This is a genomic window from Sphingopyxis sp., assembly GCF_036261875.1.
GTDB lineage: Bacteria > Pseudomonadota > Alphaproteobacteria > Sphingomonadales > Sphingomonadaceae > Sphingopyxis.
In genome coordinates this window covers 136,177-151,406 of record NZ_DATAJZ010000034.1, presented here as the reverse complement: position 1 = coordinate 151,406, position 15,230 = coordinate 136,177, and the positions used below count along the sequence as shown (strand labels likewise).

14 protein-coding genes are annotated in these 15,230 nt (G+C 65.4%); 1 reads left to right on the top strand and 13 read right to left on the bottom strand.

Going from position 1 to position 15,230, the window contains the following annotated elements:
- Positions 1-8 precede the first annotated feature (8 nt).
- Entirely contained in the window at positions 9-1,379 is a 1,371-nt protein-coding gene (locus VHO04_RS15385) for a DEAD/DEAH box helicase (protein WP_329629117.1), read from the bottom strand.
- A 367-nt stretch (positions 1,380-1,746) separates the two neighbouring features.
- On the opposite strand from VHO04_RS15385, the gene VHO04_RS15380 reads away from it, so the two are divergent.
- Positions 1,747-3,219 (top strand): glycerol kinase, encoded by a 1,473-nt coding sequence (locus VHO04_RS15380; protein ID WP_329629116.1) that lies wholly within the window; start codon positions 1,747-1,749, stop codon positions 3,217-3,219.
- Between the two features lie 32 nt (positions 3,220-3,251).
- Here the strand turns inward: VHO04_RS15380 and rpmE are convergent, their stop codons facing one another.
- From rpmE to rpsB, 12 genes are all read right to left on the bottom strand, one after another.
- On the bottom strand, positions 3,252-3,479 hold the full coding sequence (rpmE, locus tag VHO04_RS15375) for a 50S ribosomal protein L31 (RefSeq protein WP_257548458.1): 228 nt from the start codon (positions 3,477-3,479) through the stop codon (positions 3,252-3,254).
- A 228-nt stretch (positions 3,480-3,707) separates the two neighbouring features.
- On the bottom strand, positions 3,708-4,184 hold the full coding sequence (fabZ, locus tag VHO04_RS15370) for a 3-hydroxyacyl-ACP dehydratase FabZ (RefSeq protein WP_329629115.1): 477 nt from the start codon (positions 4,182-4,184) through the stop codon (positions 3,708-3,710).
- Positions 4,185-4,189: 5 nt separating this feature from the next.
- The gene (locus VHO04_RS15365) at positions 4,190-4,873 is read right to left on the bottom strand and encodes an OmpH family outer membrane protein (protein WP_329629114.1); all 684 of its coding nucleotides are present in this window, start codon (positions 4,871-4,873) and stop codon (positions 4,190-4,192) included.
- Complete coding sequence (bamA, locus tag VHO04_RS15360; RefSeq protein ID WP_329629113.1) at positions 4,873-7,557, bottom strand: outer membrane protein assembly factor BamA; 2,685 nt, start codon at positions 7,555-7,557, stop codon at positions 4,873-4,875. The genes VHO04_RS15365 and bamA overlap by 1 nt, the downstream gene beginning before the upstream one ends.
- Positions 7,558-7,628: 71 nt before the next feature.
- Entirely contained in the window at positions 7,629-8,759 is a 1,131-nt protein-coding gene (gene rseP, locus VHO04_RS15355; RefSeq protein WP_329629112.1) for an RIP metalloprotease RseP, read from the bottom strand.
- Positions 8,752-9,912: a 1-deoxy-D-xylulose-5-phosphate reductoisomerase gene (locus tag VHO04_RS15350; RefSeq protein ID WP_329629111.1), complete on the bottom strand. Its 1,161-nt coding sequence runs from the start codon at positions 9,910-9,912 to the stop codon at positions 8,752-8,754. The genes rseP and VHO04_RS15350 overlap by 8 nt, the downstream gene beginning before the upstream one ends.
- Positions 9,913-9,914: 2 nt before the next feature.
- Positions 9,915-10,601, bottom strand: a complete 687-nt coding sequence (locus tag VHO04_RS15345) for a phosphatidate cytidylyltransferase (protein ID WP_414713124.1) — start codon at positions 10,599-10,601, stop codon at positions 9,915-9,917.
- Positions 10,602-10,605: 4 nt separating this feature from the next.
- Positions 10,606-11,292: a polyprenyl diphosphate synthase gene (gene uppS / locus VHO04_RS15340; protein ID WP_329629109.1), complete on the bottom strand. Its 687-nt coding sequence runs from the start codon at positions 11,290-11,292 to the stop codon at positions 10,606-10,608.
- Positions 11,293-11,414: 122 nt separating this feature from the next.
- Positions 11,415-11,969 carry a ribosome recycling factor gene (gene frr / locus VHO04_RS15335; protein ID WP_329629108.1) on the bottom strand — a complete coding sequence of 185 codons (555 nt, stop codon included), beginning with the start codon at positions 11,967-11,969 and terminating at the stop codon, positions 11,415-11,417.
- Positions 11,970-11,992: 23 nt separating this feature from the next.
- On the bottom strand, positions 11,993-12,715 hold the full coding sequence (gene pyrH / locus VHO04_RS15330) for a UMP kinase (protein WP_257548439.1): 723 nt from the start codon (positions 12,713-12,715) through the stop codon (positions 11,993-11,995).
- Positions 12,716-12,830: 115 nt separating this feature from the next.
- A complete protein-coding gene (gene tsf, locus VHO04_RS15325; RefSeq protein WP_329629107.1) occupies positions 12,831-13,757 on the bottom strand; it encodes a translation elongation factor Ts in 927 nt (308 codons plus the stop codon).
- 133 nt (positions 13,758-13,890) lie between these two features.
- A complete protein-coding gene (gene rpsB / locus VHO04_RS15320) occupies positions 13,891-14,715 on the bottom strand; it encodes a 30S ribosomal protein S2 (RefSeq protein ID WP_257548434.1) in 825 nt (274 codons plus the stop codon).
- Between the last annotated feature and the right edge of the window lie 515 nt (positions 14,716-15,230).

The following is a 15,230-nucleotide window of genomic DNA, read 5'->3' as shown; positions in this document are numbered from 1 at the left end:
GCGCGACGTCAACCGACGCGCGTCACCGCCCCCTTGTGCGCGCCGACGCCGCCACGGCGCGGGCGAAAGCGGCGCTTGCGCTGCGGCTGTGCGGCTTCGCCCGCCGGCACCTCACGACGCGGACCGCGGTTCGGCTTCTCGCCGTTACGGCGCAACGCATCCTCGCGCTGACGCTGCGGATCGCGGCCCTTGCCGCCGGTGTTGCGCGGCGCCTGCACCGGCTTGGGCAGGTTGCGCACCATTTCGTTGAAGCCGTCGGGCAGCTTCACCGGCTCGGCGCGGGTGCGCGTCACGCGCTCGATATCGCGCAGATAGGCTTTCTCGTCCGGCGCAACGAAGCTGATCGCAATGCCTTCCGCGCCCGCGCGCGCGGTGCGGCCGATGCGGTGGACATATTGCTCGGGAACGTTCGGAATCTCGAAGTTGATGACATGGCTGACGCCGCTGACGTCGATCCCGCGCGCCGCGATGTCGGTCGCGACGAGCAGGCGCACCTGCCCCGAGCGAAAGGCCTGGAGCGCCGTCGTGCGCTGCGCCTGGCTCTTGTTGCCGTGGATCGCATAGGCCTGGATGCCCGCGCCCGCGAGGTGGCGGACGACGCGGTCGGCGCCATGCTTGGTGCGCGTGAAGATCAGCGCGCGGTCGATCTCTTCGGTCTTCAGCACATGGTGGAGCAGCGCCTGCTTCTCCTTCTGCTCGACGAAGCTGATCTGCTGGCGGACCTTTTCGGCGGTCGTCGCCTGCGGCGCGACCGACACGGTGACCGGGTCGTTGAGGAACTGGTCGGCAAGGCCCGCGATTTCCTTCGGCATCGTCGCCGAGAAGAAGAGATTCTGGCGGCGCGAGGGCAGCAGCTTGGCGATGCGGCGCAGCGAATGGATGAAGCCCATGTCCATCATCTGGTCGGCTTCGTCGAGAACGAAGATCTCGACATCGTCGAGGCGCAGCGCGCGCTGGTCGATCAGGTCGAGCAGGCGGCCCGGGGTCGCGACGAGAATGTCGACACCCTTCGCCAGATCGCGAATCTGCTTGTTGATCGGCACGCCGCCGAAGACGGTCGACACACTGAGCTTGGTGAAGCGGCCATAGTCGCGGCAGCTCTGCGCGATCTGTGCGGCGAGCTCGCGGGTCGGCGCGAGCACGAGCATCCGGCAGCCGCGCGGGTTCGCGCGATGCGGATAGGTCAGCAGGTGATGGATCGAGGGCAGCGAAAAGCCCGCGGTCTTGCCGGTGCCGGTTTGCGCGATGCCGCACAGGTCGCGGCCCTTCATCAGCGGCGGAATCGCCTGCACCTGAATCGGAGTCGGGGTGGTGTAATCCTTGGCGGCGAGCGCGCGATTGATGTCAGCGTGCAGGCCAAAGTCATTGAAACTCGTCATAAAATACTCACATAGGGCGACGCGCAGGCGCATCCGTTCGCATCGAACGGACGGCGCACGGCCGCGGGTTCGAAACGACCCGCGTGAAAGGGTGCCTCTGGGGACAAAGCGCCGGTCCGGCTCGCCCGCGCCTGATATGGGCGGGAAAATCACGCTGCCGGTGGTTACGGCGGGGAAGCCCGCCATGCTGCGCTGCACAACATATGGCATGGGTTGCGCGAAATTGCAAGATTATTGCTTGGCAACCTATTCGCGTTCGTCCCGAGCTTGTCGAAAGGCCGTTCTTTCTTCATGAAATGGGAAGGGAAGAGCTGTGCTTCGACAACCCCGGATCAAGTCCGGGGACGAACGGATGAGGGGTAGTGTTTTGGCCGAAAAGATCATCGTCATCGACGAAGGCACCACCTCCACCCGCACGATGCTATTCGCCGCCGACGGCACGCCGCTCGGCAACGCGCAGCGAGAATTCCGGCAGCATTACCCGGGGCCCGGCCTCGTCGAGCATGACGCCGCCGAGATATGGGACGCCACCCTCGCCTGCACGCGCGAGATGATCGAGCAGGCGGGCGGCGCGGGTGCGGTCGCGGCGATCGGCATCACCAACCAGCGCGAGACCGTCGTCTTCTGGGATCGCGCAACCGGCGAACCGCTTGCCCCCGCGATCGTCTGGCAGGACCGGCGCTCGGCCGCCGACTGCGCCGCGCTGAAGGAAGCGGGGCACGAACCGCAGGCGCAGGCAAAGACCGGCCTGCTGCTCGATCCCTATTTCTCCGGCACCAAGATCGGCTGGGCGCTCCGCCATTGGCCGCAGCTCAAGGAAGCCGGCGACCGGCTCGCGGTCGGGACGATCGAATCCTATCTCGTCTATCGCCTGACTGGCGGGGCGCATGTCACCGACGCCACCAACGCCTCGCGCACGCTGCTGATGGATATCAACGGTGTCGGCGGCTGGGACGAAGAATTGTGCGATCTGCTCGGCGTGCCGATGGCGCTTCTTCCCGAAATCACCGGCTGCACCGCCGCCGTCGGGACGACCGATCCCGAACTGTTCGGCGGCGCGATCCCGATATCGGGCATGGCGGGCGACCAGCAGGCGGCGACGATCGGCCAGGCGTGCCTGTCGCCGGGACAGACCAAGGCGACCTTCGGCACCGGCGCCTTCATCCTGTCGGCCAGCGGCACCACGCGGCCCATCTCGAACAACCGCCTCCTCGCGACGGTGCTGGTGCAGGAAGGCGACGTCCGCTCTTATGCGCTCGAAGGATCGGTGTTCGTCGCGGGCAGCTTGATCAAATGGCTGCGCGACGGGCTCGGCCTGCTTGCGAGCGCGGGCGAGAGCGAGGGACTCGCGCGTTCGGTCGCCGACACCGGCGGCGTCTATCTGGTCCCCGCCCTCGCCGGCCTCGGCGCGCCGCACTGGCGGCCCGATGCGCTCGCGGCGCTGTCGGGGCTGAGCTTCGCCAGCACCAAGGCGCATGTCGCGCGCGCGGCGCTCGAGGCGCAGGCCTATCAGGCGCACGACCTCAAATCGGCCTTCGCCGCCGACGGCGTCGACTGGGCCGAAGTGCGCATCGACGGCGGCATGGCCGCGAACGACTGGATGGCGCAGGACCTCGCCGACATGCTGGACATCGTCGTCGAGCGCCCCGATTTCGTCGAAAGCACCGCGCTTGGCGCCGCGATGCTCGCCGCGACCGGCGCCGAGCTCTATCCCGATCTGGCGAGCGCCGCCGCCACGATGCGCGGCACCGCGACGCGCTTCACGTCCGCGCTGGACGCCGACAAACGCAAAACGCGCCTTGCCGGGTGGCAAAGCGCGCTTGCGAAGGTGCTTTCATAACGTCGTCCCAGCGAAAGCTGGGATGACGGAGGTCAGCGCTTGAGCGTCAGTCCGCCGAAACGCTTGTTGAACTTGGCAACCTGGCCGCCCGCATCGAGCATACGGCCCTGGCCGCCGGTCCAGGCCGGGTGCGCAGTCGGGTCGATTTCGAGCGTCATCACGTCGCCCTCTTTGCCCCAGGTCGAGCGCGTCTGATATTCGGTGCCATCGGTCATCTTGACCGTGATCATGTGATAATCGGGGTGAATGTCTTTTTTCATGTCCAGCTCCTGTGCCGCTGGTTTCCGACCAGCGGCTGAGTCGATGCGCCCGAGGGCACGAAGCCCGCGCCTTTAGTGGGCGACGGGAGGAAATGCAACACCAACTCCGTCATTGCGAGGAGCCGAAGGCGACGCGGCAATCTCCAGCTATCGACCTTGCGCAAGATCGATAGCTGGAGATTGCTTCGCTCCGCTCGCAATGACGGAGTTGGAGGAAGGGCTTCTGCCTCAATCCGTCGGCGGGTCGGCGATCATCGCGGTGAACTGGCATTCGGTCGCCAGTTGATCGCCCAGCATCGCCCGTCCCTCGAACTTGCAGATGTTCCGCTTCGCCTGAAGGATGGTGACGTGGAGGTCGAGCAGATGACCGGGCTCCACGGGCTTGCGGAACTTCACGCCGTCGATGCCCATGAAATAGACGAGCTTGCCCGAGCCCGCGAGGCCGAGCGATTCGATCGCGAGCACGCCGCCCGCCTGCGCCAGCGCCTCGACGATGAGGACGCCGGGCATGATCGGTCGGCCGGGGAAATGGCCCTGAAAGAAGGGCTCGTTCATGGTGACCGCCTTGACCGCGTGGATCGACTGGTCCCGGACCATCGATTCCACCCGGTCGACGAGCAGCATCGGATAGCGATGCGGCAGGAGGCCGAGAATCCGGCGGATGTCCGCCGGACCCATGGCTTCACCCTTTTCCCCGTCCGCCATAGGGCTTAGCGCGTCGTCGGCGGAGTGCCAGCGGCCGGCGTGGCGGCGCCCGGCTGCGCGGCGCGCGCCGCGTCCATAAGCTGCTGGTTGCGCTGCTGGACGAGCTGGCCGGGCTTGTAGCCGGCCGGCGGAGTGATCGTCACGCTCGGCAGAATCTTGTTGAGCTCGACGACCACCGCATCGGTGATGTCGACATTATTCTCGCGCGCCAGCACGGCGTCGGGCTGCAGCAGCAGGTCGACCTTCTTCGCAGTCATCGCGGCCTTGATCGCCTCGTTCATGCGGACGCTGATCTGATCCTCGACATAGGCGAGCGCGAGTTCGACGGGCTCGCCGATCTTGCCCAGCTCTTCCTGCGCGGCCGTGCGCTTGTCCTGCACCGCCTTCGCGGCCGCTTGCAGCGCGGTCTGGTTCTGCGGGCTCTTCTTCGCCTCTTCATTATATTTGGCGATCAGCACATTCATTTCGGCCTGCAGCGTCTGGCCGCGGGTTTCCTGCTGATCGATCTGCGCCTTGTAGGTCGTCTGGATCTGCTGCGAGGCGACGGTGAAGGCGTTCGACTTGGCGGCGGCGGCGCGCACGTCCGCGACCGCGGTCGAGCGGGCCTGCGCCGCGGCGGGCGCGGCGACCATGGGCGAAACCGACAGCGCGGCGATGGCAAGCGCCGAAGCGGTGAAAATTTTCTTCATCAGAATTGGGTTCCTACGTTGAATGAGAAGCGTTTGGTATCGTCACCCTCTTCTTTGCGGAGGGCATAAGCGAAATCGATCCGGAAGGGGCCGAAGGGAGAGTTCCAGTTGACGCCAGCGCCGATCGCGACGCGCGGCATCCAGCTATCGCCATAGAAGCGTTCCTCGAACGGCGCGAGCGCGGTATAGCCGTTGGCGCTGTCGCAGGTCGAATAGAGCGTCGTGCTGCCCGTCGTCAGCGTCGCGAACTTGGTGTCGCCAGTGCTGGCGTTGCGGCACTTATATTTGGTCAGACCGTCCGACGGATCCTTGAAATCGGCGAGCGTGGTCAGTGTCGGGCGCTTCACGCTCCACACCGATCCGACATCGAGGAAGATCGACGGACGCAGGCCCAGCTCCTTGGCGCCGGTGCCGAGCGGAATGTCCATCTCGAGCCGACCCTGATAATAAGCGCGCCCACCGAGCGCATCGTCGATCAGGTTATTGCGGTTCTTGAGGTCCGTGTTGAGCACCGGATTCGACGGATCATCCAGATTGACGTCGGTAAAGCGGATCACGCGCGGACCGATGCCGCGAATGTCGAAGCCGCGCATCTGCGGCTCGCCGAGCTGGAAGCGATCGACGAGGCGGACCTTGTCGCTCGTCGGGGTCGGGCGCCCGCCGAACGGATAGATATAGCCGCCTTCGGCCGAGACGTTGAGGATGAAGCGATTGCCGAGGTTGAAATGCTTGCTGCCCTGGACGCGGGTGCGGGCATATTTGACGCTGCCGCCGAGCCCCGCGAAATCCTGGCTGAGCGACAGCGACTGGCCGCGCGTCGGACGCAGGCGGTTGTCGCGATCGTCATAGGCGAGCGTGTAACCGAGCAACGAGGTCGTGCGCTTGCCGATCGCGTCGCACAGATAGCGGCCGGCAACGAGCGGGTCGCACTGACCGCCGAAATAATAGAGATTCTTGTCGAGCGACACATCGTCGAAGTTGATCGTGTAGCGACCGAAGAAGGACATGAACTCGGTCAGCGGCACGCCGATGTTGATCTGGGCGCCGGTCGTCGTCTGTTCGAAGGTCGTCCGGCGGTCGTTGTTGATGAAGTTGAACGAATTGAGATCGCGGCGATAGATGCTGCCGCCGATCGAGATATTGCGGTCGAACAAATAGGGTTCGGTAAAGCCGAGCTCGACCGATTTGGAATAGCTCGAATAGTTGACCGACGCCTGCAGCTGCTGGCCGAGGCCGCGGAAGTTGCGCTGGCGGATCGAGCCCTGGAGCAGGAAATTCTCGATCGACGAGAAACCGGCCGACAGCGACAGTTCGCCGGTCGGCTTTTCCTCGACATTGGTCTCCAGGATGATGCGGTCGGGGGTCGAGCCTTCCTTGCGCTCGATTTCCAGATTCTCCTGGAAATAGCCGAGGCTGTTGAGACGGTTCTCGGTGCGCTTGACGCCGAAGCTGTTGAAGGCGTCGCCTTCGTTCAGGCGGAATTCGCGGCGCACCACCTTGTCGTGGGTCAGCGTGTTGCCGTTGACGTCGACGCGCTCGACATAGGTGCGCGGGCTTTCCCCGACGTCGAACGAAATATCCATCGTCCGCGTTTCGGGGTTGCGGTGAAATTCGGGATTGATGTCGGCGAAGGCGTAGCCGAACAAGCCGGCGGTCTCGCTCAGGCTTTCGACCGTATCCTCGACCTGCTTGGCGTTATACCAGTCGCCGGTGTGCATCGGCAGCAGCTTTTGCAGCATCTCGGGCTTGAAGTCGCGCAATTCGCTCTTCACGCTGACGTCGCCGAACTTGTAGCGCTCGCCCTCCTCGACGACATAGGTGATGATGAAATCCTGCTTGTTGCTCGTCAGTTCGGCAACCGCCGAGATGACCCGGAAATCGGCATAGCCGTTCTGCAGGTAGAAGAGGCGCAGCTTCTGCTGGTCATAGGCCAGACGGTCGGGATCGTAGCTGGTGTTCGACGACAGGATCGTCAGCAGGCCCGATTCCTTGGTCGCCATCTCATCCTTGAGGTCGCCGTCGCTGAACTTTTCGTTGCCGATGATGTTGATCTGGCGGACCTTCGATTTTGGTCCTTCGTTGATCTCGAACACCACATCGACGCGGTTCTGGTCGAGCGAGACCATTTTCGGCTCGACGGTCGCGGCGAAACGGCCCTGGCGCTTGTAGAGCTCGATGATGCGCGCGACGTCGGCGCGAACCTTCGAGCGCGTGAAGATCTGGCGCGGCGCGAGCTTGATCTCGGGGCGGATCTTGTCTTCCTTCAGGCGCTTGTTGCCTTCGAGGATCACGCGGTTGATCACCGGATTCTCGGCCACCTGGATCGTCAGCGCGCCGTCTTCGTCGCTGATCTGATAATCCTTGAACAATTCGGTCGCCGCAAGGTCCTTGAGCGCCTGGTCGAGCGTCGCGCGGGTATAGGGCTGGCCGACGCGCAGGCGCAGATAGGAAAGGATCGTCTGCGCCTCGAGCCGCTGGTTGCCGGTGACGGTGATCGACTTCACGGTCGTCGCGGTCGGCACCGCCTCACCCGTGGGCGCGGGGACGTTCGGCGCGGGAACGGTCGGCGGTGCGGCTTCCTGTGCGTGGAGCGCCGCTGTCGGCCATGCGAGCATGGTTCCCGCCATAAGAAGCGCCGATAGCTGGGTCCGCGCCCGGATTTTTTGTGAAGCCACGCTGTTCATCCCGCAAAAATAACTCAAAAGCGACAAACCCGCTTGCCCACAGGTCCGCGCGCACTCCTGCCCCAGTCCGCTTATCCAATCAAGCGCGCGATCCGGTCCCAGACCCCGATTGAGCCCAAATCGTTGAAAGTCACGACCAGCATCAGCGTCACGATCGCCAAAAAACCGAATCGGAACGCCCATTCCTGCGCCTCGGCGGGGGCAGGACGGCGCCGGATCGCCTCATAGGCATAGAAAAGCAGATGGCCGCCATCGAGCATCGGCAATGGCAACAGATTTATGAACCCCAGATTGATGGAGACGAAGGCGATGAAGAAGATCAGCGCCGCCGCGCCCAGCGTCGCCTGCTCACCCGATTGCTTGGCGATCCGCAAGGGACCGCCCATATCCTTGACCGATCGTTGCCCGGTCAGGAACTGACCCAGAATCTTGCCGGTCAGGCGAACGATGCTCCACGTCTGCTCGGCGCTGGCCTCCACGGCAGTCAGCGGCCCCGACGGGGCAAGGGTCGGCGGGACGGACATGATGCCGATAACCGCCACCTCGGCCTTGTTGCCGAATTCGTCGCTCTGGACAGTGATCCGCGGCTGCAGCCTGACATCGACCCGGTCGGCGCCGCGTTCGATTTCGATTTCGGCCGGCCGGCCAAGATCATAGGCGACGGTCCGCTGGATATCGCCGAACGTGTCCATTGCCTGCCCGTTGATGCGGGCGATCCGGTCGCCGACGCGCAGCCCGGCTGCCTCGGCCGCACTCCCCGGCTGCACTCCGCCGACCACCGGCGGGGTCATCGGAACGCCATAAGCCATGAAAAAACCGGCAAAGATCAGGATCGCGAACAGGAAATTGGTCATCGGTCCGGCAAGGACGATCAGCGCGCGCTTCCACACCGGCTGGGCGGGAAAGCTGTGCGCACGCTCGGCCTCCGGCAGCTTCTGCCAATCGGCATCGGGCTGGCTGACCGCGTCGCGGTCGCCCGCGAACTGGACATAGCCGCCGAGCGGCAGCCAGCCGATCTTCCATTCGGTGCCGCGCTTGTCGGTCCAGCCGACGATCTTGCGCCCGAAGCCGATCGAGAAAGCGTCGGCCTTCACTCCGCACCAGCGGCCGACGATATAATGGCCATATTCGTGCACGAAGACGAGCGGCCCGAGCACGAGCAGGAAGCCGACAATATAGAGCCAGGGGGGCACGTTAGACATGTTCGAGCTGGTCCACAAAATGCTGCGCGGCCGCGCGCGATGCGGCATCTACGCTGAATATGTCCTGAAGCGAGGCAGGCACCGCAGGCGCCGCCGCATCGATCACGCGGCGCACCGTATCGACGATCGCCGGGAAGGATATGCGTCCCGCGAGGAAAGCGGCGACCGCCACCTCGTTCGCGGCGTTGAGCTGCGCCGGACGCGCCCCGCCCTCGGAGATCGCGGCGCGGCAGAGCGCGGTCGCGGGAAAGCGCGTCTCGTCGGGCGCCTCGAAATCGAGCCGCGCGATGCTGGCGAGGTCGAGCGGCGCGCACGGCGTCGCCATCCGCTGCGGCCAGGCGAGCGCGCTGCTGATCGGAATCCGCATGTCGGGCGAGCCGAGCTGCGCCAGCGTCGAGCAATCGACATATTCGACCAGGCTGTGGATCACCGACTGCGGGTGGACGAGAATCTCGATGCGGTCGAGCCCGACGGGGAACAGGTGATGCGCCTCGATGAGTTCGAGACCCTTGTTCATCATCGTCGCCGAATCGACGCTGATCTTGGCGCCCATCGACCAGTTGGGGTGCGCAACCGCCTGCGCCGGGGTGACATGCGCCATGTCCGCTGCGCTCATCGTGCGGAACGGGCCGCCGCTGGCGGTCAGCATGATGCGGCGCACCTGATCGATCCGCCCGCCCGCGAGGCACTGAAAGATCGCATTATGCTCGCTGTCGACTGGCAGGATCGTCGCGCCCGATTTGCGCGCCGCCGCGGTCATCAGTTCGCCCGAGGAGACGAGCGCCTCCTTGTTGGCGAGCGCAACATCGACGCCCGCCTCGAGCGCCGCCATCGTCGGCGCGAGGCCGGCGGTGCCGACGATCGCAGCCATCACCAGATCGGTCGGATGCTTCGCCGCCGCGATCAACGCCTCGGCCCCCGCCGCGACGCCGATGTTCGTGCCCGCGAGCGCTTCCTTAAGCTCGCCATAGCGCGCTTCGTCGGCGATCACGACGAGTTCGGGCCGAAATTCGAGCGCGAGGCGCACCAGTTCGCCGACGTCGCTGTTCGCGGTCAGCACGCTGACCCGCCACGCCTCGCCATCGCGGCGCACGAGGTCGAGGGTCGACTGCCCGACCGACCCCGTCGCGCCGAAGAGCGAGAGGCGGCGCATGATCAGCCGGCCGCCCGCACGGCGATATCGCCCATGAAAGCCAGCGCGCCGAGCAGCAGCGCAACGGGCAGCAGTCCGTCGACGCGGTCGAACAGCCCGCCATGGCCGGGGATCAGCTTGCCCGAGTCCTTGACCCCGGCGCGGCGCTTCATCCAGCTTTCGCCGAGGTCGCCGAGTTGCGCGAGCAGCCCCATGAACAGCCCGATCCACAGCGGCACGCCGGTGATGCCGGCGCGGTCGCCGATCGTCGCGCTGGCGATGAGCGCCGCGACCATGCCGCCGATCAGCCCCGACCAGGTCTTCGACGGGCTGATCGCGGGCGCGAGGCGCGCGCCGCCGAAGGCGCGGCCGGCGAAATAGGCGCCGATGTCGGTCGCCCACACCATGCCGAACACCCAGAGCGCCGCGGTCATGCCGAGATGGTCGCGGATGAACCAGAGCCCCGCCATCGCCCCCAGGATCGCGAGCGGCCCGAGCAGCATCAACGCGCCCTTCGCGCCGCCGCCCAGTGCCATCGCGCGGACGAGCGCCAGCCATTCGACGACGACGAGCGCGCCGCCGACGAGCAGCAGCAGGCCGAAGGCGATCCCGCCGAACCAGAGCGCGGTGCCCGCGATCGCGAACAGGACGATCGCCGATCCCACGCGGGTCCAAAGGTCCGACCTAGCCTTGTTCGCGTCCGGCGCCATATCCTTAAAGTCCCCCGTAGCGGCGCTCGCGCCGCGCAAAATGGTCGAGCGCCGCCTGCAGGTCGGCGGGCTTGAAATCGGGCCACAGCGTATCGGTGAAATAAAGCTCGGCATAGGCCGATTGCCAGAGCAGGAAGTTCGACAGGCGCACTTCGCCCGAGGTGCGGATGAGCAGGTCGAGCGGCGGCAGGTCGGCGGTGTCGAGATGCGCCTCGATCGCCTCAGCCGTGATCGGCCCCGCCGCGGCGGCGGCGGTGGCCGCGCGCACCAGTTCATCCTGCGCGCCATAGTTGAGCGCGACCGCCAGCGTCGTGCGACTGTTCCCCGCGGTGCGACCCAGCGCCTTTTCGATCAGCTCGACGACGTCGGGCGACAGTGCGCGCCAGTTGCCGATGATCTTGAGCTTGACGTCATTGGCGGCGAATTCGTCGAGGTCGGACAGGATGAAGCGCTTCATCAGCCCCATCAGGTCGCTGACCTCTTCCTCGGGGCGTTTCCAGTTCTCCGACGAAAAGGCATAGAGCGTCAGCGCCTCCAGCCCCATTTCCGCCGCAGCGCGCACGATATTGCGTACCGCCTCGACCCCGGCCTTGTGCCCGGCGACGCGCGGCAGGAAGCGCTTCTTGGCCCAGCGGCCGTTGCCGTCCATGATGATGGCGACATGGCGCGCGCCGTGGTGTGTTTCGGACACTGGAGAAACCTAAAACTCCGTTCGCCCTGAGCTTGTCGAAGGGCCGTTCTTTCTTCCGGAGAAAAAGGACGGGGCTCCGACAAGCTCAGCCAGAACGGCTGAGAGGGAAGCGCGGAAACGCACTAGCCCAAAATTTCCTTTTCCTTCGCCGCCGCCGCCGCGTCGAGTTCGGCGATCGTGCTGTCGGTCAGCTTCTGGACCTCGGTTTCGGCGCGCTTGCGCTCGTCCTCGCTGATTTCCTTCTTATTCTCGTCGGCCTTGAGATTGTCCATGCCGTCGCGGCGGACGTTGCGGACCGCGACGCGCGCCTTCTCCGCATACTGCCCCGCGAGCTTCGACAGCTCCTTGCGGCGCTCCTGCGTCATTTCGGGGATCGGCAGGCGCAAAAGCTGGCCGTCGACGATCGGGTTGAGACCGAGGCCCGCCGAGCGGATCGCCTTGTCGACCGGGCCGACGTTCGATTTGTCCCACACCTGCACCGCGAGCATCCGCGGCTCGGGAACGCTGACCGAGGCGACCTGGTTCAGCGGCATGTGACTGCCATAGACCTCGACCGTCACCGGATCGAGCAGCGCGCTGTTCGCGCGGCCGGTGCGCAGGCCCGCCAGATCGTGCTTCAGCGATTCGACCGCGCCGTGCATCCGGCGTTCGAGGTCGGCCTTGTCATATTTCGCCATCTGTCTTTCCTCTCTTGATCTCGTCAGTCGGCCTGGCCGACGACGGTGGCAACACCCTCGCCCGCCAGCACGCGCGCCAGATTGCCGGCCTCGCGGATGTTGAACACGACGATCGGGATATTGTTGTCGCGGCAGAGCGCCACCGCGCTCGCGTCCATGACCTTCAGATTGTCGGCGAGCACGCGATCATAGCTGAGGCTGTCATAGCGGACCGCGTTCGCGTCCTTCTTGGGATCGGCGTTGTAGACGCCGTCGACGCTCGTGCCCTTTAGGAGCGCATCGCACTTCATCTCGGCGGCGCGCAGCGCGGCGCCGCTGTCGGTGGTGAAATAAGGCGCGCCGACGCCCGCGGCGAAGATCACCACGCGGCCTTTCTCCAGGTGGCGCTCGGCGCGGCGGCGGATCACCGGCTCGCACACCTTGTCCATCTCGATCGCCGACTGGACGCGCGTCTGGACGCCGAGCTGTTCGAGCGCATTCTGCATCGCGAGCGCGTTCATCACTGTCGCGAGCATCCCCATATAATCGGCCTGCGCGCGGTCCATGCCCTTGGCGGCGCCCGCCATGCCGCGGAAGATGTTGCCGCCGCCGATGACGAGGCAGATTTCGAGCCCGCGGTCCTTCGCTTCCTTGACCTCGGCGGCCATGCTCGCGACCGTTTCGGGATCGATGCCGAAGGGGGTGGAGCCCATCAACGCCTCGCCCGACAGCTTGAGCAATATGCGTTTCATGCCGGGCAAAGCCATGTCGGGGGGAACCTCTTGCAAACTCACCAAATGCGAATGGCGCGCACCCTAGTGAAGGCGCGCGCCATTGCCAAGCGGACTGCCGCGCCTTGGCGCAGCAATCCGTTCCTTCTTTTTAGACGCCGGCGGCCGCCGCGACTTCCGCCGCGAAGTCGCTTTCTTCCTTCTCGATGCCTTCGCCGAGCTGGAAGCGGACGAAGCCCTTGAGCGTGATCGTCGCGCCGACATCCTTGCCGGCAGCGGCGACGACTTCGGCGACCGGGGTCTTGCCGTCCATCACGAAGAGCTGCGACAGCAGCGCGTTTTCCTTGCGGAACTTGGCGATCGAGCCGTCGACCATCTTGGCGACGATCTCGGCGGGCTTGCCCGACTGCGCCGCCTTTTCCTCGGCGATCGCGCGTTCGCGCGCCACGAGGTCGGCGTCGAGGTCATCGCCGTTCAGCGCCAGCGGGTTCGCGGCGGCGACGTGCATCGCAAGCTGCTTGCCGAGCGGTTCGAGAACATCGGCGCCCGCGGTCGATTCGAGCGCGACGAGCACGCCGATCTTGCCCATGCCGGGCGCGGCCGCATTGTGGACATAGCCGGTGACGACGCCCGAGCCGACCGACAGGATCGCGGCGCGGCGCAGCGACTGGTTCTCGCCGATCGTCGCGATGTTGCTGGTCAGCTTCTCGGCGACGGTGCCGCCGGTCGGATAGGTCGCGGCGCCGAGCGCGTCGATGTCGGTGATATTGTTCGCGAGCGCGACCTGCGTCACGTCGCGGACGAAGTCCTGGAACTGTTCGTTCTTGCCGACGAAATCGGTTTCGCTGTTCACTTCGACGAGCGCGCCCTTGGCGCCGTCGGTCGCGAAACCGACGAGACCTTCGGCGGCGACGCGGCCGGCCTTCTTGGCGGCGGCGGCGAGGCCCTTGGTGCGCAGCCAGTCGATCGACGCTTCGATGTCGCCGCCGTTTTCGGCGAGCGCCTTCTTGCAGTCCATCATGCCGGCGCCGGTGCGGTCGCGCAGTTCCTTGACGAGGGCGGCCGTGATCTCAGCCATGGGATATTCCTTTCCAAAGGGGCGGGCGCGTTCGGGCCCGCGGGACGCCCGCGCGCATGGCGGGGCGATAAGTCAAATGAATGACAGGGACGACGCAGACCTTGCCGCGCCGCCCCGTCATGCACGAGCGCGCTTAGGCGTCGCTCTGGCGTTCGGTTTCGGCTGCCGCTTCGGCGGGAACCTGTTCGTCTTCGTTCGGAGCGGCTTCGACCAGCGCCGGTTCGGCGACGGGCTCGACGGCCGCGCCCAGATCCTCGCCGCGATCGGCGCGGGCCTGCTGGCCGCCGCGGGTCGCCGCCTGGGCCACCGCGTCGCAGTAAAGGCGGATGGCGCGCGCGGCGTCATCGTTCGCCGGAACCGGGAAAGCGATGCCGTCGGGCGAGACGTTCGAATCGAGGATCGCGACGACGGGAATGCCGAGGACGTTGGCTTCCTTGATCGCCAGCTCTTCCTTGTTCGCGTCGATCACGAACATCACGTCGGGAATGCCGCCCATGTCGCGAATGCCGCCGAGCGACATTTCAAGCTTGTCGCGTTCGCGGGTCTTATTGAGCACTTCCTTCTTGGTGAGGCCCGAGGTGTCGCCCGAAAGCTGCTCTTCGAGCGTCTTGAGGCGCTTGATCGAGTTCGAGATCGTCTTCCAGTTGGTGAGCATCCCGCCCAGCCAGCGGTGGTTGACGAAATGCTGGCCCGACGCGCGAGCCGCATCGGCGATCGGGCCCTGCGCCTGGCGCTTGGTGCCGACGAACAGCACCTTGCCGCCGGCGGCCGAGGTCGACGAAATGAAGTCGAGCGCGCGCGCGAAAAGCGGCACGGTCTGCGACAGGTCGAGAATGTGGATGCCGTTGCGCGCGCCGAAGATATACGGCTTCATGCGCGGGTTCCAGCGGTGGGTCTGGTGGCCGAAGTGGGCGCCAGCCTCGATAAGATTCTGCATCGTGACGACAGGGGCCGCCATAGTCTTTCTCCTTCCGGTTAGTCCTCTGAAAGGCAAGAACCGAGGCATCCGCTGGGGATGGACCCGGCACCGGTATGTGCGCCTTCCATGTGGAATGGGCGGCCCGTTAGCGGGGCTGAGGCGGAAAAGCAAGGGGGAAGCGCCACGCAACGGCCAGCGGGCTTTGAAGCGGGAGATAGGAAAGGGGCGCTATCGACCGATGACTAACCCATCCCACATCGTCATCCCGGACTTGATCAGGGATCCATTCATCCGGCGCTGAGAGAATGGATCCCGGATCAAGGCCGGGATGACGAAAGTTTGAAAGTCGCGCGCAGCATCTCTTATCTTTGTCATTCCCGCGAAAGCGGGAACCCAGAGCATGCGTCAGCTAACCCCACTCTGGGTTCCCGCTATCGCGGGAATGACGAATGATGGGGGAAGATGGGGAATGTCCGCCGCTCTCCCAAAGCCAACGCCCCGAACGCCCTCAATTCATCGACGAAACAAAACGCTTCATCGCAACATCATTGAGA